A 17,029-nucleotide genomic window follows, 5' to 3' on the forward strand; every position below is an offset into this window, starting at 1 on the left:
ACACTTGTGCTCGTTTATTGCGCATTCACCTGAGCGGTGTTGCTCCAGAGTTTTTCCAGCTGATAGAAATCGCGATGCTCATCCTGCATCACATGCACGATGACGGAGCCCAGATCCACCAGCACCCACTCGCCGGTGAGCTGGCCTTCCACACTCAGCAGATCGAGCCCGGCATGGCGAGCTTCGCTGGCCAGATGGTGGGCGATGGCGCTGACGTGACGGCTGGAGTTGCCGGAGCAGATGATCATGGTGTCGGTGATGCTGGATTTGCCGCGCACATCGAGGGTGATGATGTCGCGGCCTTTCATGTCATCGATCTTGTCGACGATAAAGGCATGCAGTTCTTGGCCTTGCAATGAGTCTCTCCTGTATTCCGGCGCGCTTTCACGGCGTGAGGGCGGCGGATTATATCATGGTCACTCCCGTTTCCCAGTCCGGTGAAGGGGAGTGGAACAGGGGCCGAGCCCGCTCGGAAAACGGCCCCCTGTTGATCACTATAGTGCGCGATCCGCGCCGGACAACCACCCCGGCAAACCGGGTTCAGGCCGGTCGATAGAGCCCCTGCTGGCGGATGTACTCCGCCACCGATGGCGGCAGCAGATAGCGGGGATCCGCCCCCGCCGCCAAGCGCTCTCTGAGCCGGGTGGCCGACAGCTCGACGGGCAGGTTGTCCGCCAGCCAGATGCGGCCGTGACGCAGCCGGTGCAGCTCCGTCACTTCGCGGGTCTGGTGGCGGGCCAGCAGCGCGGCCACTGCGGCCGGGTAATCCGGCTGCCAGCCGGGACGGGTGCTCACCACCAGGTGGGCGTAGTCGAGCAGCTCCTGCCAGCGGTGCCAGCTTGGCAGGCTCAGCAGGGAGTCCATCCCCATCAAAAAGCAGAGCGGGGTGTCCGGCAGCTCGCTCCTCAGCTCGATCAGCGTGTCGATGGTCCAGGAGGGGGTATCGCGCTTGAGTTCCCGCTCATCCACCACGAAGCCCGGGTTTTCCGCCGCCGCCAGCGTAACCATGGCCAGACGCTGCTCGCTGGAGCAGAATGGGCTGGTGCGGTGGGGCGGGATATGGTTCGGCAACAGGCGCACTTCGGCCAGACCAATGGCGTCGCGGGCCTCGATGGCCGGGCGCAGATGGCCGATGTGGATGGGATCGAAGGTCCCCCCCAGGATGCCGATGGGCGGCTGCAACATGGATTCCCCTCCGGTGATGGCTGGAATGTCGACGGGCTGGCTCATGCGTCAGATCCCGCCAGCGGCAAGGGGGTACCATCGCGAAAACCGAGGGCGATGGTCTGCAGCATCAGCCAGGCTTGCTCGGTATCGAAGCGACGCTGGGCGTCGTCGAGGTGGGCCATCAGCTGCCACAACTGCTGCAGCTTGGCGAAGGGGAGCCGGGTCAGCGCCTGCTGAATAAGCTGCTGGCGGCTCTGCCAGATGCGCAATCGGGAGAAGTGCTCCACCAGGGGCTGACCGGCGCGGGCCGCCAGCGCCAGCTCGGTGAGCTGCTCCAGCTCGCGGCACAGGGTCCAGGCCAGCATGCCGGGCTCGGTGCCTTCGGCGCGCAGGGCCAGCAGGATGCGCTGGGCCCGGTTCACCTTCCCTTCCAGCAGGGTGTCGATGAGCTGGAACGGGGTGAAGTGGGCGTGGCGGATGATGGTCTCCTGCAGATAGGCGACGCTGATGGGCTGGGGCGGCGAGAGCAGGGTCAGCTTCTCTATCTCCTGGCTGGCGGCCAGCAGGTTGCCCTCGTAGGAGTGGCACATGAAGTTGACCGCATCCGGCAGCGCCTTGAGGCCGAAGCGCTGGAAGCGGGCGCTCATCCAGCGCGGAAAGAAGCGGGGTTCGGGGTGGTTGACCGGCACATAGGTGCCGCTCTGGCTCAGCTTGTCGAACCAGGCTGCCTTCATCTGGGTCTGGTTGAGACGATTGCCGCTCAGTACCAGCAGCAGGTCGGGGTGCAGCTGCTTGCCGATCTCGCTGATGCGGGCGGCCAGGTCCTTGTCGACCTTGGCCGGCAGCTCCAGCTCGATGATCTGGCGGGCCGAAAACAGGCTCATGGCCTGGCAGGCATCGTATACCTGATTCCAGTCCAGCCCCTGTTCCACCACGAAGCTGTGGCGCTCATCGAAGCCCTGTTTGCGCGCCACCTGGCGCACGGCATCAATGGCTTCCAGCTTGAGCAAGGGCTCGTCCCCAAAAATGAGATAGCAGGGCTTGAGCCCTGCCTTGAGATGATCCGCAAACTGCTCGGGATAGACTCTCATCAACACACTCTCATCAGGATGGGCGCATCAGAATTTGACCTGACTGAGCTGGCGGATCACCAGGTTGGCGGCCTGCTCCTGCATCTCCTTGCCGAGCTGCTCCTGCTCGCGGGAGGAGGCGAGCGCCGCGTCCGGCTTGTTCAGGAAGCTGCGGTTGAAGGCGATGGGGAAGACCTGGGTCGGTTTGCCCGGCATGGAGACGGTGAACTGGGTGTTGTAGCCCAGCACGTACTCACGGGCCTGGCCGATGGAGTCGACGGAGGCGACCTGACTGGTGCTGCCGACGCCGGACAGGGTCAGCACCGGAATGCCCTCCTTGTCGGCGAGTTCGACGCCAGCGGCTTTGAGGCGGGTGGTGACCAGCCGGTAGAAGTCGCTCTTGTTGTCACCGACCACTTTCATGGTCATCAACTCGGGCGGGATGGCGGTGCCGCGCATCTGGAAGCCGCAGGCCTGCAGCAGCAGACCGGTCAGCAGGATGGCCATCCAGCGGGTGAGGGTGGTGCCCATAGAAAATCCTCTTTGCATGAAGTGAAGAGCGGCGGGCGCAGGGCCCGCCGTTATCATCCGTTTGCTGTGACCGCTTGGCAACCGCTCCGTTGGCGACGCAGTTGCGTCGACCCGAACCGGTCCCCGGTTGCCAGTAAGCGATATGGCATCAGTTGGCTACGATGTTGAGCAGCTTGCCCGGCACGTAGATCACCTTGCGCACGGTCAGGCCGTCGGTGAACTTCTGGACCGAGGCATCGGCCATGGCCAGCTTCTCGACGTCGGCCTGGCTTATCTCGGCCGGCACGGTCAGCTTGCCGCGCATCTTGCCGTTGATCTGCACCACTACCAGCTTCTCGGTCTCGACCATGGCGGCCTCGTCGGCCACCGGCCAGGCCGCGTGATCGATGTCGTCGCCCTTGCCCAGCATCTTCCACAGCTCGAAGCCGATATGCGGGGTGATGGGGTAGAGCATGACCACCACCGCTTCCAGCGCTTCCTGCATCAGGGCGCGATCCTGGGCGTCGCTGCCCAGCTTGGCCAGGTTGTTCATCAGCTCCATGATGGCGGCGATGGCGGTGTTGAAGGTCTGACGGCGACCCACGTCGTCGCTCACCTTGGCGATGGTCTTGTGCAGCTCGCGGCGCACGGCTTTCTGGTCGCTGGTGAGGGCGGCCAGATCCAGTGCGGCAACGGCGCCACCAGAGACGTGCTCGAAGGTGATGCGCCACAGGCGGCGCAGGAAGCGCTGGGCACCCTCCACGCCGGAGTCGGACCACTCCAGGGTCATCTCGGCCGGGGAGGCGAACATCATGAACAGACGGACGGTATCGGCGCCGTAACGCTCCACCATCAGCTGCGGGTCGATGCCGTTGTTCTTGGACTTGGACATCTTGGTCATGCCGGAGTGCATCACTTCACGGCCTTCGAGGTCGACCGCCTTGGTGATGCGACCCTTGTCGTCGCGCTCAACCTTGACGTCGAGCGGGCTGACCCAGACGTTACCGCCCTTCTCGTCCTTGTAGTAGAAGGCGTCAGCCAGCACCATGCCCTGGCAGAGCAGGCGCTTGAACGGCTCGTCGCTGTTCACGAGGCCTGCGTCACGCAGCAGCTTGTGGAAGAAGCGGGCGTAGAGCAGGTGCATACAGGCGTGCTCGATACCGCCGATGTACTGGTCCACCGGTAGCCAGTGGTTGGCAGCAGCCGGATCCAGCATGCCCTTGTCGTAGTCCGGGGAGCAGTAGCGCGCGTAGTACCAGGAGGACTCCATAAAGGTATCGAAGGTATCGGTCTCGCGGAACGCTTCCTGGCCGTTGTAGGTGGTCTTGGCCCACTCGGCGTCGGCCTTGATCGGGCTCTGGATGCCATCCATCACCACGTCTTCCGGCAGCAGCACCGGCAGCTGATCTTCCGGAGTCGGCACGACTGTACCGTCAGCCAGGGTCAGCATCGGGATGGGGGTGCCCCAGTAGCGCTGACGGGAAACCCCCCAGTCGCGCAGACGGTAGTTGACGGTGCGCTTGCCGTGGCCGAGGGCTTCCAGCTTGTTGGCGATGGCATCGAAAGCACCCTGGAAGTCGAGACCGTCGAACTCGCCGGAGTTGAACAGCACACCCTTCTCGGCGTAGGCGGCTTCGATCACGTTCGGTGCTTCACCGTCGGCCTGCTTGATGACCGGCTTGATCTCGAGGCCGTACTTGGTGGCGAATTCGTGGTCACGCAGGTCGTGACCCGGTACTGCCATCACGGCGCCGGTGCCGTAGTTCATCAGCACGAAGTTGGCGACCCAGACCGGCACCTTGCGGCCATCCAGCGGGTGAATGGCGTAGAGGCCGGTGGCCATGCCCTTCTTCTCCATGGTGGCGAGCTCGGCTTCGGCCACCTTGGTGTTCTTGCACTCTTCGATAAAGGCGGCCAGCTCCGGATTGCTTTCGGCAGCCTGCAACGCCAGCGGGTGGCCGGCGGCGATACCCACATAGGTCACGCCCATGAAGGTGTCCGGACGGGTGGTGTAGACCTCGAGATGTTCAGTTTGACCCTCGATGGCGAAGCTGATGTTGACCCCTTCGGAGCGGCCAATCCAGTTGCGCTGCATGGTCTTGACCATCTCAGGCCAGCCTTCGAGGTTGTCGATGTCGTTGAGCAGCTCTTCGGCGTAGTCGGTGATCTTGATGAACCACTGGGGGATCTCTTTCTGCTCCACCGGGGTGTCACAGCGCCAGCAGCAGTTGTCCACCACCTGCTCGTTGGCCAGCACCGTCATGTCGTTCGGGCACCAGTTGACGGAGGAGGTCTTCTTGTAGACCAGACCCTTCTCGTAGAGCTTGGTGAAGAACCACTGCTCCCAGCGGTAGTAATCCGGCTTGCAGGTGGCCAGCTCACGATCCCAGTCATAGCCCAGACCCAGCATCTTCAGCTGGTTCTTCATGTATTCGATGTTTTCGTAGGTCCAGGGGGCCGGCGCAGTGTTGTTCTTGATGGCGGCGTTTTCCGCCGGCAGGCCGAAGGCGTCCCAACCGATGGGTTGCAGCACGTTCTTGCCATTGAGGCGTTGATAACGGGAGATCACATCACCTATGGTGTAGTTGCGAACGTGCCCCATGTGTAGACGACCAGACGGATAGGGGAACATGGAGAGGCAGTAGAACTTTTCCTTGTCTACTTTCTCCACCGCCTTGAAGGTTTTCTTGGCATCCCAGTGCTTTTGCACTGCTGGTTCTATGGATTGGGGAACGTATTGCTCTTGCATTGGTGACATCCGGATCTGTGAAATGGATAGATAAATCAGCTGGGAAATCGCAATAGAATACCTATATCCTGCGGCGGCAACAACCGCCAGCGTCCCTCGGGCCTTAAGCCGGGCTCGATCAGGGTTCAGTAGAGGAGTAACGGCCATGGACAAACGTCAAAAAGGGTACGAAGCCTTCATTGCCGAACTGCAGAAGCAGTGGCAAGAGACAGAACAGTTCCAGGGGGAGCGCCTCAACCGGATGATCGCCAAGGTACAGGCCTATCTGGAGGCGGCCGGGGATCTGACCCAGGACGAGCTGGCTCTGATCGCCGAGTATGTGAAGCGGGATCTGGGCAACTATGACGAGGGGCGCAAGGATGAGCAGGTGGAGGAGTCCGCCTTCATGCTGGCGCTCAAGGACACCGCCTGGTCCTGGCTGGCGGACGTGACCGACCGCACCCAGGTGGAGTGGCAGGAGCTGGCGGACGAGCTGGAGCACAAGGGGGTCTACCGGGCCGGCGACTGGGTGGGGCTCGGGGTATTGGTGTGCGATCATTGCGAGTGGCGCCATACCGTGCTGCACCCGGAACAGCTAGGCACCTGCCCCGAGTGCGGGGCCGATGAGTATCACCGTGAGCCGCTCTCTCCCTGAGAACCTGTCCACACTCTTACTGCGAGGCCGTGATCAAGGCTCATGTACTGCTCGCTTGTTTGTAACCGAGAGTTCTCACGTATATCTATACGCTCCGGTTCCTGCGCTGCTCTTTACCTTGCTGACGACCTCTCGTTGCAGAGCCTGAACAGGTTCTGAGCGGGTATCAGACTGAACAGAAGAGAGGCGCCCAAGGGCGCCTCTCTCATTTATCGGGTTGTACGACTGGGTCAGCCCTTGCGCGCCCAGGGGTGGGCGCGGGGACGCAGCCACAGGGCCAGTGCCAGCAGGGCGGCGGCCAGACCGTACATGGGCCAGCTGCCAAAGCGCAGATAGGGGGTCACGCCGTGGGCGGGACGCACCTCGGTGCGCAGCACGCCAGCCTCGAACTGCGGGATCTGGGCGATGATGCTGCCGTCGATCTCGGTGACTATGGTGATGCCGGTGTTGGTGTCGCGCAGCAGCGGGCGGGCCAGCTCAAGGGCGCGCATACGGGCGATCTCCATGTGCTGCCAGGGGCCGATGCTGGTGCCGAACCAGGCGTCGTTGGAGACGGTCAGCAGGAAGTCGGTATCCGGCTGCACGTTGCGGCGCACCTCGTCCGGGAAGATGATCTCGTAGCAGATGGCGGCGGCAAACTTGAGCCCCTTGGCGATCAGGTTCGGCTGCACCTCGTCCCCGCGGCTGAAGGAGGACATGGGCAGGTTGAAGAAGGGCGCGATGGGGCGCAGCAGATCTTCAAACGGCACGAATTCGCCAATGGGCAGCAGGTGATATTTGTAGTAGCGGTTCTTGTGCTGGTAGTAGTAGGACTCCTTGCCTTCCGCATCCTGCACCCCCATGCCGAGCACGGTATTGAAGAAGCGCTGCTGCTCGAGATCGTAGTGGATGATCCCCGCCAGCAGGCCGGTATCGTTCACCTTCATCGCCTTGTCCAGGCTCTCCAGGTAGTTGCCCATCTCCTTCTCGATGGCCGGGATGGCGGATTCCGGCCAGACGATGATGTCGGCATCCTGGTTCTCGCGGCTCAGATCCTGATACTTGCGCACCGTCGGCACCAGGGCCTCCGGATCCCACTTGAGGGACTGCTCGATGTTGCCCTGCACCAGCGCCACCTTGACCGGTTCACCGCGGGTCACCCAGTTGAGCTGCATCAGCCCCTGGGCGGCGCCCACCAGAGCCACCGGCACCAGCAGCCAGGCCGGCTTGCGGCTCTGCCAGAGCAGCCAGAGGGCGGAGGCGGTCAGCAACAGCGCGAGGGTGATGCCCTGCACGCCGAGGATGGGAGCAAAACCCTTGAGCGGCCCGTCGATCTGGCTGTAGCCAAACCAGAGCCAGGGGAAGCCGGTCATCACCCAGCCACGCAGCCAGTCGGCCATCAGCCAGAGTGCCGGGAAGGCGAGTAGCCAGCGGCTCCAGTGACGTTCGCGGAAGAAACGGGCAAACAGCCAGCAGGCGAGGGTCGGATAGAGCGCCAGATAGGCCGACAGCCCGGCCAGCAGCACGAAGGCGACCGGCAGGGCGATGCCGCCGAACATGGTCATGCTGACGTGGATCCACCACAGCCCCGGCAAAAACAGCCCCATGGCGTAGCCAAAGCCGCGCCAGGCCGCCTGCTTGGGGGTGGCCTTGTCCAGCAGGGCGTAGAGGCCGAGTAGGGACGGGATCACCAGCGGCCAGTAGTTGAAGGGCGAGAAGGCCAGCACGGCGATGGCGCCAGAGGCCATGGCAAACAGGCTGGTCAGAAGTTTCGATTTTGCGGGCTGTAATTTCACGGGCGATGAGGCTCGGATTGGACTGCTATGGGTTGAATGGCCGGTATCTTAACCCGTAAAGGCGGTCAACGGCGAGCCTCCCGGCCGACGGCCCGAAGCGAGGGGATAAAAGGGCTATGACGGGCCCGATAGCCGGTGGGAAACAGGGGTTGTATGTGGTCAAACGAACAGCGCCCCGACGGGCGGGGCGCTGTTGACTCGAACCAGGGCTTATTGGGCCTCGGACTGGGCCGCGACATGGTTGTCGGGGATCTTCACCTGCAGCTGCTGCAGACGACGCTTGTCGGCATGCATCACCTTGAACAGGTAGCCGTCCAGCTCGATCTCCTCGCCCTTCTTGGGCAGGTGGCTGAAGGCGTGCATCACCAGACCGCCGACGGTATCCACCTCTTCATCGCTGAACTGGGTGCCGAAGAAGTCGTTGAAATCCTCGATCTCGGTGAGGGCGCTCACCGAGAAGACCCGTTTGCTGATACGGCGGATCTCGTCCGGCTCGTCTTCGATGTCGTCGAATTCGTCGTCGATCTCGCCGACGATGAGCTCAAGGATGTCCTCGATGGTCACCAGACCGGAGACGCCGCCGAACTCGTCCACCACGATGGCCATGTGGTAGCGCTCTTCGCGAAACTCCTTGAGCAGCCGGTCGACCCGTTTGCTCTCGGGCACGATCACCGTGGGGCGCAGGATATTCTCCAGTTGCAGCGGTTCGCTGGCGTGGTGGCCGCCGAACCCGAACGGCAGCAGATCCTTGGCGAGCAAGATGCCCTCCACGTGATCCTTGTCCTCGTTGATCACCGGGAAGCGGGAGTGGCCCGACTCGATGATCACCGGCAGGATCTCGTCCACCGGCTGGGATTTCTCGATGGTCACCATCTGGGAGCGGGGGATCATGATGTCGCGCACGCGCAGCTCGGCAATTTCGAGCACCCCCTCGATCATGTCCTTGGTGTCCTGATCGATGAGATCGCGCTCTTCGGCGTCGGCTATCACTTCCACCAAATCGTTGCGGTCTTTTGGCTCGCCCTGGAAGAGTTGGCTGAGTTTGTCGAGCCAGGTTTTCTTCGGCGAGCCGGTACTAGGGTGATCGTCGGTCATTTTCTCTCTTGGTTACTCGTATGAACACACTTGAAATCGTTGTGGCTATATGAGGATGACCATCGGCTGTTTCAAGGCGATGACCATCCCGCGGTTTACTCTTCGTCGTTCAGATAAGGATCGGCGAAACCGAGCTCCTGCATGATGTCGCGCTCGAGCGCTTCCATCTCTTCGGCCTCGTCATCCTCGATATGGTCATAACCTAGCAGATGGAGACTGCCGTGCACAACCATATGGGCCCAGTGGGCCATCAGCGGCTTGCCCTGCTCAATGGCTTCGCGCTCCACCACCTGGCGGCAGATCACCAGATCGCCGAGCAGCGGCAGCTCCAGACCGGGTGGTGCCTCGAACGGGAAGGAGAGCACGTTGGTGGGCTTGTCCTTGCCGCGATAGGTGAGGTTGAGCTCGTTGCTCTCCGCCTCGTCGACGATGCGCACCGTCACTTCGGCCTCCTGCTGGAAGCCGAGAATGGTGCCGTCGAGCCAGCCCTGCAGCTGGGCCTCGCTCGGCAGGCCGTCGCTGTTGGCACTGGCCAGTTGCAGATCCAGGGTCACGCTCATTGGGCACTCTCTTTGCTGGTGTGGGTGGCGACCTTGTCGGCCGCCTGTTTGGCATCGAACGCCTCGTAGGCCTGCACGATGCGGGCCACCACAGGGTGGCGCACCACGTCGGCGGACTGGAAGAAGTTGAATGATAGGCCGTCGACATTCTGCAGCACTTCCAGCGCGTGGCGCAGGCCCGACTTCTGGTTGCGGGGCAAGTCTATCTGGGTGATGTCACCGGTGACCACCGCCTTGGAGTTGAAGCCGATGCGGGTCAGGAACATCTTCATCTGCTCGGTGGTGGTGTTCTGGGCCTCGTCCAGGATGATGAAGGCGTCATTGAGGGTGCGGCCGCGCATGTAGGCAAGCGGCGCCACCTCGATGATGTTGCGCTCCATCAGCTTCTCCACCCGCTCAAAGCCCAGCATCTCGAACAGGGCGTCGTAGAGCGGGCGCAGGTAGGGGTCCACCTTCTGGGAGAGATCGCCTGGCAGGAAGCCGAGCTTCTCGCCTGCTTCCACCGCCGGCCGGGTCAGCAGAATGCGGCGGATCTCCTGGCGCTCCAGCGCATCCACCGCCGCCGCCACCGCCAGATAGGTCTTGCCGGTGCCGGCGGGGCCGATGCCGAAGCAGATGTCGTGGCGCACGATATTGGCGATGTACTGGGCCTGGTTGGGGCTGCGCGGCTTGATGAGGCCACGCTTGGTCTTGACCGTCACCTCCTTGCCGTAGGGGATGCTCGGCGCCGGCTCGTCATCCTGCTCCAGCACCCGCGACTCCTGAATGGCCAGATGGACCATGTCGGGGGTGATGTCGGTCACCTTGCCGCCCTTGAGCGACTGGGTTTCCACATAGAGGTGCTTGATTATGATGGCGGCCGCGTCCACCTGGGCCTGCTTGCCCAGCAGCTGGAAGTGGTTGTCGCGGTAGCTGATCTCGACGCCGAGGCGGCGCTCCAGCTGTTTGATGTTGTCATCGAACGGGCCGCACAGACTGGCGAGACGCTGGTTGTCGGCGGGATCCAGATGCAGATTCAGGGTCGAGAGGTGTCGGCTCAAAGTGTCCTCGTCTTGACGCGACCCCATCCGGCCGGGGCCGGATGGGGTGAACAGATTAGTGGGGAGTGAAGGCGGCCACGCCCAGCTGGTCCGGTACGTTGTCCGGGCGGCGGGCCAGGATTTCGCTCGGGGCGGTGGCGATGCGCAGGTTCATCTCGTTCTCGCCGCGCAGGAATTTGCCGCGCAGGGAGTTGGGGCGCACCTCGGTGATCTCCACGTCGGCAAAGCCGCCGATCAGGGTGTGCGGGCCTTCGAAGTTGACCACCCGGTTGTTCTCGGTGCGGCCGCACAGCTGCATGGGGTCGAGCTTGGAGGGCCCTTCCACCAGGATGCGCTGGGTGGAGCCCAGCATGGCGCGGCCAATCTGCATCGCCTGGTTGTTGATGACGTGCTGCAGGCGGCTCAGGCGGGCTTTCTTCACCTCCATGTCGACATCATCGGGCAGGTCGGCGGCGGGGGTACCGGGGCGCGGGCTGTAGATGAAGCTGAAGCTCATGTCGAAGTTGATATCCTCGATGAGTTTCATGGTGGCCTCGAAATCCTCGTCCGTCTCGTTCGGGAAGCCGACGATGAAGTCGGAACTGATGGTGATGTCGGGACGGGCGGCGCGCAGGCGGCGGATCTTGGACTTGTACTCCAGCACGGTGTGCGGGCGCTTCATCATGGTCAGGATACGGTCGGAGCCACTCTGCACCGGCAGGTGCAGGAAGCTGACCACTTCCGGCGTGTCCTTGTAGACCTCGATGATGTCGTCGGTGAACTCGATGGGGTGGCTGGTGGTGTAGCGAATGCGGTCGATGCCGTCGATGGCGGCCACCAGTCGCAGCAGCTCGGCGAAGGTGCAGATGCCGCCGTCGAAGGTCGGGCCCCGGTAGGCATTGACGTTCTGACCGAGCAGATTCACTTCGCGCACACCCTGCTGGGCGAGCTGGGCAATTTCATAGAGCACGTCGTCCAGCGGTCGGCTCACCTCCTCGCCGCGGGTGTAGGGTACCACGCAGAAGGAGCAGTATTTGGAGCAGCCTTCCATGATGGAGACGAAGGCGGTCGCCCCTTCGGCGCGCGGCTCGGGCAGGCTGTCGAACTTCTCGATTTCGGGGAAGGCGACGTCCACCTGGGCGCCACGCCCCTCCTGGACCTGCTTGATCATGGTGGGCAGGCGATGCAGGGTCTGCGGACCGAACACGATGTCCACATAGGGGGCGCGGGTGCGAATGTTGTCCCCCTCCTGGGAGGCGACACAGCCGCCCACGCCGATCACCAGACCGGGCTTGTTCGCTTTCAGTTTTTTCCAGCGTCCCAGCTGGTGGAACACCTTCTCCTGCGCCTTTTCACGGATGGAGCAGGTGTTGAGCAGCAAGACGTCTGCCTCTTCGGGCTCTTCGGTCAGCGTGTAGCCATTGCTGGCATCCAACAGGTCGGCCATCTTGGACGAGTCGTACTCGTTCATCTGGCAGCCCCAGGTTTTAATGTGAAGTTTCTTGCTCATTGCTTCTCTTGACTTGTTTTGAATGCGGCATGGTCAAAGGACCGGGCATTTTACTCCGCAATCCGGAGACTGCCTAGCAAATATCCAGCCCGCCATGGTCGGAACGCAGCCGTAGCCACCTCGGCAGGCATCGGCTTTCTCCTTGATTTGGCGCACTAATTCTCCACGGCCTTCACTGTTTCTCGGCGCCCCTTGCGGTATCATGTGACCATTCGGTCCGGCTGCGCTCTCCCCTTGCCCGGGCCCACCCCTTGCAGGAATCAAGTTATGGAACAGTGTGATATCGCCATCGTCGGGGCCGGCATGGTCGGCGCCGCCACCGCCTGTCTGCTGGCGGCGCAGGGCCTCTCCATCCGGGTCATCGAGACCCGGTTGCCGGAGCAGTACGCCGCCGAGCAGCCGCTGGATCTGCGGGTCTCCGCCATCAGTCAGGCCTCGGTGGCCCTGCTGGAGCAGGCCGGCGCCTGGCAACACCTGCGACAGATGCGGCTGTGCCCCTATCGCCGGCTGGAGACCTGGGAGCTGGACGGCTTCGCCACCTGCTTCAACGCCGCCGACCTCGGCCTGCCCCAGCTCGGCTACATCATCGAAAACCGGCTGGTGCAGCTGGCGCTGCTCAGGCGCATGGAAGATTTCCCCAACATCCAGACCCACACCCCGGCGGCGGTGACCAGCCTGCGCCAGGGCGCGGACGAGGCGGTGCTGACCCTGGATGATGGCAGCGAGCTGGCCGCCCGTTGGGTGCTGGCCTGCGATGGCGCCGAATCCCGCACCCGCCAGCTGGCCGGCATCGGGGTGTCGCGTTTTGAATACCGCCAGCACTGCATGCTGATCAATATCGACACCGACTTCGAGCAGGAAGACATCACCTGGCAGCAGTTTACCCCGAGCGGCCCGCGGGCCTTCCTGCCGCTGCCGGGCCGGCACGGTTCCCTGGTCTGGTATGACAGTCCGGCCCGCATCCGGGCGCTGGCGGCCATGAGCAACGAGGGGCTGGCCGCCGAGGTGCGCCGCCACTTCCCGGCTCGCCTCGGTGGTTTTACCGTGACCGGCAAGGGGAGCTTCCCGCTGGTGCGTCGTCACGCCAACGACTACCACACCGGCCGGGTGGTGCTGCTGGGCGATGCCGCCCACACCATCAACCCGCTGGCGGGGCAGGGGGTCAACCTCGGCTTCAAGGATGTGGCCTGCTGGGTGGATCTGTTGCACAGTGCCGGTGCCGAGTGGCACAAGCCCGAGCTGGCGACCCGCTATGAACGGCGGCGCCGCCCGGACAACCTGCTGATGCAGTCGGGGATGGATCTCTTCTACGGCGTCTTCAGCAACGAGATAGGCCCCCTCAAACTGGCCCGCAACCTGGCCCTCAATCTGGCGGACAAGGCGGGCCCGCTCAAGGAGATGGCGCTACGCTATGCGCTGGGGCTGGTTTAAGGCGCGTGGCGCCATCATGAGGGAGGAGAGCCCATGAACAAGGCATTGCTGGTGATCGATTTCATCAACGACATCGCCCACCCGGACGGGCGCATCGCCGCCTCGGCGGCCCATGTGCTGGAGCAGGACGCCATCGCGCACGCCAACCAGGCGCTGGCCCATGCCCGCGCCCACGGCTGGCTGGTGGTGCAGATCAAGGTGGGCTTTGACCCGCACTATCTGCTGCAGCCCAAGGGCTCCCCCATGTTTGGCCGGGCCCACCAGTTCGGGGCGCTGTCGCTGGCCGATCCCGGCACCGACTTTCACCCTGATCTGGACGTGCAACCCGGTGATCTGGTGCTGACCAAGCCCAGGGTCAGCCCCTTCTACGGCACGGCGCTGGAGCCGGCGCTGCGGGCCAATCGCATCGAGCATCTCTATCTGTGCGGCGTGAGCACCGGCTGGGCCATTCAGGCGGCGGCGCGGGAGGGTCACGATCGGGATTACGCCATCACCATCCTGGAAGATGCCTGCGCGGCGGCGGATGCCAACGAGCACCACGCCTCGCTGCGTCTGCTCGGTCGCATCGCCGAGATCATCAAGGTGGCCCAGCTGGCCTGATCCCGGCGGCAGGCGGAGCTTGCTCACTGTTTTGACATTTTGTCTGCGGCCCCCTGTCGGGCCGCAGCCATTTTGGGCAACATGAAGCGAGTATCGATGGCCACAAGGATGGGGACATGCGTTATCAGGGACGGATCGTGCGCTGGAACGAAGCGCGCGGCTTTGGTTTTATCGCGCCCGAGCAGGGGGAGGGTGCCCCGAAAGGGGCCGAACTGTTCGTGCACATCTCGGCACTGAGGTGCGACGGCCTGCCGCCCATGGCGGGAGAGCGGGTCTCCTACCTGGTGGGGGCTGGCCAGGATGGCAAGCTCAGGGCCGAGCAGGTGTTTTTCCCCGAGCGCCCCCTGTCGCTGGCAGACGGCAATGAGAGTCGACCCACTCCGGCGGGCCGCCGCAGGTCGGAGGGCAGTCGCATCCCGGCAGGCAGCGGGCCTACCCCGCAGCACACGCGTCCTCGCCCCGCCTACCGGCGCCGCAGCCACTGGCGCGGCAAGCTCATCCCGCTGCTGGTGCTGGTCGGGATCTTCTCCCTCTACTCCCGTTTTTCGGTCGAGTCGGTCTCACCTACCTCCACTTCCTCGTTCAGCCAGGTAGAGGTCGACCCCTCGGACAGCTTGCAGCAGGCCGCCACCTTCGTCCGCCAGTGCGACGGTCGGCAGTACTGCTCCCAGATGACCTCCTGCGAGGAGGCGACCTGGTTTTTGCAAAACTGCCCCAATACCAGGATGGACGGCGAGGGCGACGGCATCCCCTGCGAGCGGCAGTGGTGTGGCCACTAGCGGGCTCGGGGGCCGACTCAAGTCGTTGATCATCTATCATTATCTTGCTGGTCGGGTCATGGCAGGTGTGGCCCCGGTCATTGGCAACACGCGGACGGGTCTGGATGGATCTGGTTGTCGCGGCCATGCCGGGGACGTCGTTTTTGGGTGAGGAGTGCGGTCATGGCGGACTATTTTCAGGGCTCACTGTTTCACTTCTCCGATCGGGCGCAATACCTGGCCGCGCTGCTCAATTCGCTGGAGGAGCAGATCTCGGTGATCGACCGGGATGGCGTCATCCACTACACCAACCTCGCCTGGAATCGCTTTGCCGAGCAGAATGGCATGCCGGCAGGCTATGACTGGCTGGGGGTCAACTACTTGCGGGTGTGCGACAACTCGGTGGAGCCGCTGGCCCTGATGGCGGCGGAGGGGATCCGGCGGGTGCTGCGCCATGAACAGCAGCACTTTCATCTGGAGTACCCCTGTCACAGCCCGGACACCCAGCGCTGGTTCATGATGCGGGTCTCCGCCATTCCGGGTATCGAGGTCGAGTTCTACACCATCAGCCATATCAACGTCACGGAGCGCAAGCTGCAGGAGCTGGATATGGCCTACCTCTCCCTGCATGACCCGCTGACCGGGCTGGCCAACCGACGACTGTTCAACAGCTTTCTGCACAACGAGTGGCGGCGCAGCATGCGCGAACAGACCCCGCTCTCCTTCATCATGCTGGATCTGGACAACTTCAAGCTGTGCAACGACCATTTCGGCCATCAGGTGGGGGATGACTTCTTGCAGCAGGTGGGCCGGCTGTTGAGCACCTTTTGCCAGCGAGCCACCGATCTGCCGAGCCGTTTCGGCGGCGACGAGTTTGCCCTGATCCTCGGCAACACCGGGGCAGAGGCCGCCTCCCGCATGGGGGAGGCTATTCGCCTTGGCATCGGCGAGCTGCTGATCCAGGGGGCGGACACCCTTAGGCTCAGCGCCAGCGTCGGCATCGCCACTCTGCTGCCGCAGCAGGCCCGCGCCTCGGAGGAAGAGCTGCTGAGCGCCGCCGATATGGCGCTCTATCTAGCCAAGCAGGGGGGCAAGAATCGCTGCCACAGCGTCAGCTGCAGTGCCCTGCCATCCCCCTGATATCCCTCGTTTTATCCTGCCTGCGACCCTGCACTCTATTAACGATTCTGCTTGCTGTTAACGCTGTTGCCCGGCCGGCTGCGGTTCGGGATGGGCATCGACGACCAATTGCAAGAAACGATCGCGGATCGGGTCGGCAAAGTCGGGGTTCCACACCAGGCTTATCTCCCACTCGGAGCAAGGGCCGGAGAGGGGATAGAGGGTGACGTCCCGGCCCGCGATGAAGCTGACGCTGCGCGGCAGGATGGCGTTGCCGATGCCGGCGGCCACCAGCGCCACCAGGGTCTGGATATCTTCTGCCTCCTGCACCATGCCGGTCAGCCGGTTGGCGCCGAGGAAGCTGGCGATCTGCTGGCTGAGGCCGGGGCAGCGGTGTCCCACCATCTGCAGCAATGGCTGGCTGGCCAAGGCCTGTTCGATGTCGAAGGCGGCCGGATCCGGCTGTGTCATCTGGGTCGGTACCGCCAGCACCAGCCGGTCAGTCAGCAGCCTGTGCTCCCTAAGCTGCGGGGCTTGGGGCCGGCGCATGAAGCCAAGTTGCAGCTGGCCCGACAGCAGCCGCTCCTGCTGGATGGCGGAGGTCATGTCCTGCAGGTGCACCATCACATCGGGGGCCTGCTGTTTGAAGCGGGCCACCAGCGCCGGCGCCAGCGCAAAGCTCGACAGTCCGAAACCAATCTTGAGTCGTCCGGCAATGCCGCTGGCCAGCGCCAGGGCGTGGCGCTCAAAGCCCTTGCCATGCTCGACCAGCGCCCTGGCCTGGGTGAGCAGCTGGGTGCCGATGGCGGTCAGCTCGGCGCCGTGGCGCCCCCGGTTGAACAGGGTGCTGCCGAGGGTCTGTTCCAGCCCCTGGATCTGCTTGGTGAGCGCCGGCTGGGTGATGAACAGGCGGTTGGCGGCCTCCCGGTAGTTGGCGGTCTCCGCCAGGGTCACGAAGGCCTGCAGCTGTCTCAAATCGAATTTCATTCTGTTTGGTTATCGAAAGTGGCCATTTTGTGATTATAAATTATC

16 protein-coding genes are annotated in these 17,029 nt (G+C 63.4%); 5 read left to right on the forward strand and 11 right to left on the reverse strand.

Going from position 1 to position 17,029, the window contains the following annotated elements:
- Positions 1-14: 14 nt before the first annotated feature.
- The 5 genes from rsfS to leuS form a co-directional block, all read right to left on the reverse strand.
- Complete coding sequence (gene rsfS, locus BN1143_RS03540) at positions 15-356, reverse strand: ribosome silencing factor (RefSeq protein ID WP_005298244.1); 342 nt, start codon at positions 354-356, stop codon at positions 15-17.
- Positions 357-540: 184 nt separating this feature from the next.
- The gene (gene nadD, locus BN1143_RS03545) at positions 541-1,185 is read right to left on the reverse strand and encodes a nicotinate-nucleotide adenylyltransferase (RefSeq protein ID WP_042049767.1); all 645 of its coding nucleotides are present in this window, start codon (positions 1,183-1,185) and stop codon (positions 541-543) included.
- A 41-nt stretch (positions 1,186-1,226) separates the two neighbouring features.
- Positions 1,227-2,258: a DNA polymerase III subunit delta gene (holA, locus tag BN1143_RS03550; protein ID WP_017784607.1), complete on the reverse strand. Its 1,032-nt coding sequence runs from the start codon at positions 2,256-2,258 to the stop codon at positions 1,227-1,229.
- 27 nt (positions 2,259-2,285) lie between these two features.
- On the reverse strand, positions 2,286-2,768 hold the full coding sequence (locus BN1143_RS03555) for an LPS-assembly lipoprotein LptE (RefSeq protein WP_005298250.1): 483 nt from the start codon (positions 2,766-2,768) through the stop codon (positions 2,286-2,288).
- A 148-nt stretch (positions 2,769-2,916) separates the two neighbouring features.
- Complete coding sequence (gene leuS / locus BN1143_RS03560; RefSeq protein WP_042049678.1) at positions 2,917-5,496, reverse strand: leucine--tRNA ligase; 2,580 nt, start codon at positions 5,494-5,496, stop codon at positions 2,917-2,919.
- Positions 5,497-5,641: 145 nt separating this feature from the next.
- Here leuS and BN1143_RS03565 point away from each other — a divergent pair, with 145 nt between their 5' ends.
- The gene (locus BN1143_RS03565; RefSeq protein WP_005298255.1) at positions 5,642-6,130 is read left to right on the forward strand and encodes a zinc ribbon-containing protein; all 489 of its coding nucleotides are present in this window, start codon (positions 5,642-5,644) and stop codon (positions 6,128-6,130) included.
- 230 nt (positions 6,131-6,360) lie between these two features.
- Here BN1143_RS03565 and lnt read toward each other — a convergent pair whose 3' ends face one another.
- From lnt to miaB, 5 genes are all read right to left on the reverse strand, one after another.
- Positions 6,361-7,857, reverse strand: coding sequence for an apolipoprotein N-acyltransferase (gene lnt / locus BN1143_RS03570; RefSeq protein ID WP_010633154.1), 1,497 nt, complete (start codon positions 7,855-7,857; stop codon positions 6,361-6,363).
- Positions 7,858-8,115: 258 nt separating this feature from the next.
- A complete protein-coding gene (corC, locus tag BN1143_RS03575) occupies positions 8,116-9,000 on the reverse strand; it encodes a CNNM family magnesium/cobalt transport protein CorC (RefSeq protein WP_005298259.1) in 885 nt (294 codons plus the stop codon).
- A gap of 95 nt (positions 9,001-9,095) precedes the next feature.
- Positions 9,096-9,560, reverse strand: a complete 465-nt coding sequence (gene ybeY / locus BN1143_RS03580) for an rRNA maturation RNase YbeY (protein ID WP_042049679.1) — start codon at positions 9,558-9,560, stop codon at positions 9,096-9,098.
- Positions 9,557-10,600 (reverse strand): PhoH family protein, encoded by a 1,044-nt coding sequence (locus tag BN1143_RS03585; RefSeq protein ID WP_042049680.1) that lies wholly within the window; start codon positions 10,598-10,600, stop codon positions 9,557-9,559. The genes ybeY and BN1143_RS03585 overlap by 4 nt, the downstream gene beginning before the upstream one ends.
- Positions 10,601-10,655: 55 nt before the next feature.
- Positions 10,656-12,089: a tRNA (N6-isopentenyl adenosine(37)-C2)-methylthiotransferase MiaB gene (gene miaB / locus BN1143_RS03590; protein ID WP_005298264.1), complete on the reverse strand. Its 1,434-nt coding sequence runs from the start codon at positions 12,087-12,089 to the stop codon at positions 10,656-10,658.
- A 267-nt stretch (positions 12,090-12,356) separates the two neighbouring features.
- On the opposite strand from miaB, the gene BN1143_RS03595 reads away from it, so the two are divergent.
- The 4 genes from BN1143_RS03595 (at position 12,357) to BN1143_RS03610 (ending at position 16,018) form a co-directional block, all read left to right on the forward strand.
- The gene (locus BN1143_RS03595; RefSeq protein WP_042049681.1) at positions 12,357-13,520 is read left to right on the forward strand and encodes an FAD-dependent monooxygenase; all 1,164 of its coding nucleotides are present in this window, start codon (positions 12,357-12,359) and stop codon (positions 13,518-13,520) included.
- A 33-nt stretch (positions 13,521-13,553) separates the two neighbouring features.
- On the forward strand, positions 13,554-14,120 hold the full coding sequence (locus BN1143_RS03600; protein WP_042049682.1) for a cysteine hydrolase family protein: 567 nt from the start codon (positions 13,554-13,556) through the stop codon (positions 14,118-14,120).
- Between the two features lie 116 nt (positions 14,121-14,236).
- Complete coding sequence (locus BN1143_RS03605; RefSeq protein ID WP_042049683.1) at positions 14,237-14,899, forward strand: excalibur calcium-binding domain-containing protein; 663 nt, start codon at positions 14,237-14,239, stop codon at positions 14,897-14,899.
- Between the two features lie 162 nt (positions 14,900-15,061).
- On the forward strand, positions 15,062-16,018 hold the full coding sequence (locus BN1143_RS03610; RefSeq protein ID WP_042049684.1) for a sensor domain-containing diguanylate cyclase: 957 nt from the start codon (positions 15,062-15,064) through the stop codon (positions 16,016-16,018).
- Positions 16,019-16,075: 57 nt separating this feature from the next.
- On the opposite strand, the gene BN1143_RS03615 is transcribed toward BN1143_RS03610, so the two are convergent.
- Positions 16,076-16,984, reverse strand: a complete 909-nt coding sequence (locus BN1143_RS03615; RefSeq protein WP_005298273.1) for a LysR family transcriptional regulator — start codon at positions 16,982-16,984, stop codon at positions 16,076-16,078.
- Positions 16,985-17,029: the final 45 nt, after the last annotated feature.

This window comes from Aeromonas dhakensis (genome assembly GCF_000820305.1).
GTDB classification, from domain to species: Bacteria; Pseudomonadota; Gammaproteobacteria; order Enterobacterales; family Aeromonadaceae; genus Aeromonas; species Aeromonas dhakensis.

What these genes read in the sequence shown, in the direction of transcription:
- nadD (WP_042049767.1), bottom strand. Translation starts at nt 1,185, where the DNA reads ATGTTGCAGCCGCCCATCGGCATCCTGGGGGGGACCTTCGATCCCATC.
- holA (WP_017784607.1), bottom strand. Translation starts at nt 2,258, where the DNA reads ATGAGAGTCTATCCCGAGCAGTTTGCGGATCATCTCAAGGCAGGGCTC.
- BN1143_RS03555 (WP_005298250.1), bottom strand. Translation starts at nt 2,768, where the DNA reads ATGGGCACCACCCTCACCCGCTGGATGGCCATCCTGCTGACCGGTCTG.
- leuS (WP_042049678.1), bottom strand. Translation starts at nt 5,496, where the DNA reads ATGCAAGAGCAATACGTTCCCCAATCCATAGAACCAGCAGTGCAAAAG.
- BN1143_RS03565 (WP_005298255.1), top strand. Translation starts at nt 5,642, where the DNA reads ATGGACAAACGTCAAAAAGGGTACGAAGCCTTCATTGCCGAACTGCAG.
- lnt (WP_010633154.1), bottom strand. Translation starts at nt 7,857, where the DNA reads ATGGCCTCTGGCGCCATCGCCGTGCTGGCCTTCTCGCCCTTCAACTAC.
- corC (WP_005298259.1), bottom strand. Translation starts at nt 9,000, where the DNA reads ATGACCGACGATCACCCTAGTACCGGCTCGCCGAAGAAAACCTGGCTC.
- ybeY (WP_042049679.1), bottom strand. Translation starts at nt 9,560, where the DNA reads ATGAGCGTGACCCTGGATCTGCAACTGGCCAGTGCCAACAGCGACGGC.
- miaB (WP_005298264.1), bottom strand. Translation starts at nt 12,089, where the DNA reads ATGAGCAAGAAACTTCACATTAAAACCTGGGGCTGCCAGATGAACGAG.
- BN1143_RS03595 (WP_042049681.1), top strand. Translation starts at nt 12,357, where the DNA reads ATGGAACAGTGTGATATCGCCATCGTCGGGGCCGGCATGGTCGGCGCC.
- BN1143_RS03600 (WP_042049682.1), top strand. Translation starts at nt 13,554, where the DNA reads ATGAACAAGGCATTGCTGGTGATCGATTTCATCAACGACATCGCCCAC.
- BN1143_RS03605 (WP_042049683.1), top strand. Translation starts at nt 14,237, where the DNA reads ATGCGTTATCAGGGACGGATCGTGCGCTGGAACGAAGCGCGCGGCTTT.
- BN1143_RS03610 (WP_042049684.1), top strand. Translation starts at nt 15,062, where the DNA reads ATGGCGGACTATTTTCAGGGCTCACTGTTTCACTTCTCCGATCGGGCG.
- BN1143_RS03615 (WP_005298273.1), bottom strand. Translation starts at nt 16,984, where the DNA reads ATGAAATTCGATTTGAGACAGCTGCAGGCCTTCGTGACCCTGGCGGAG.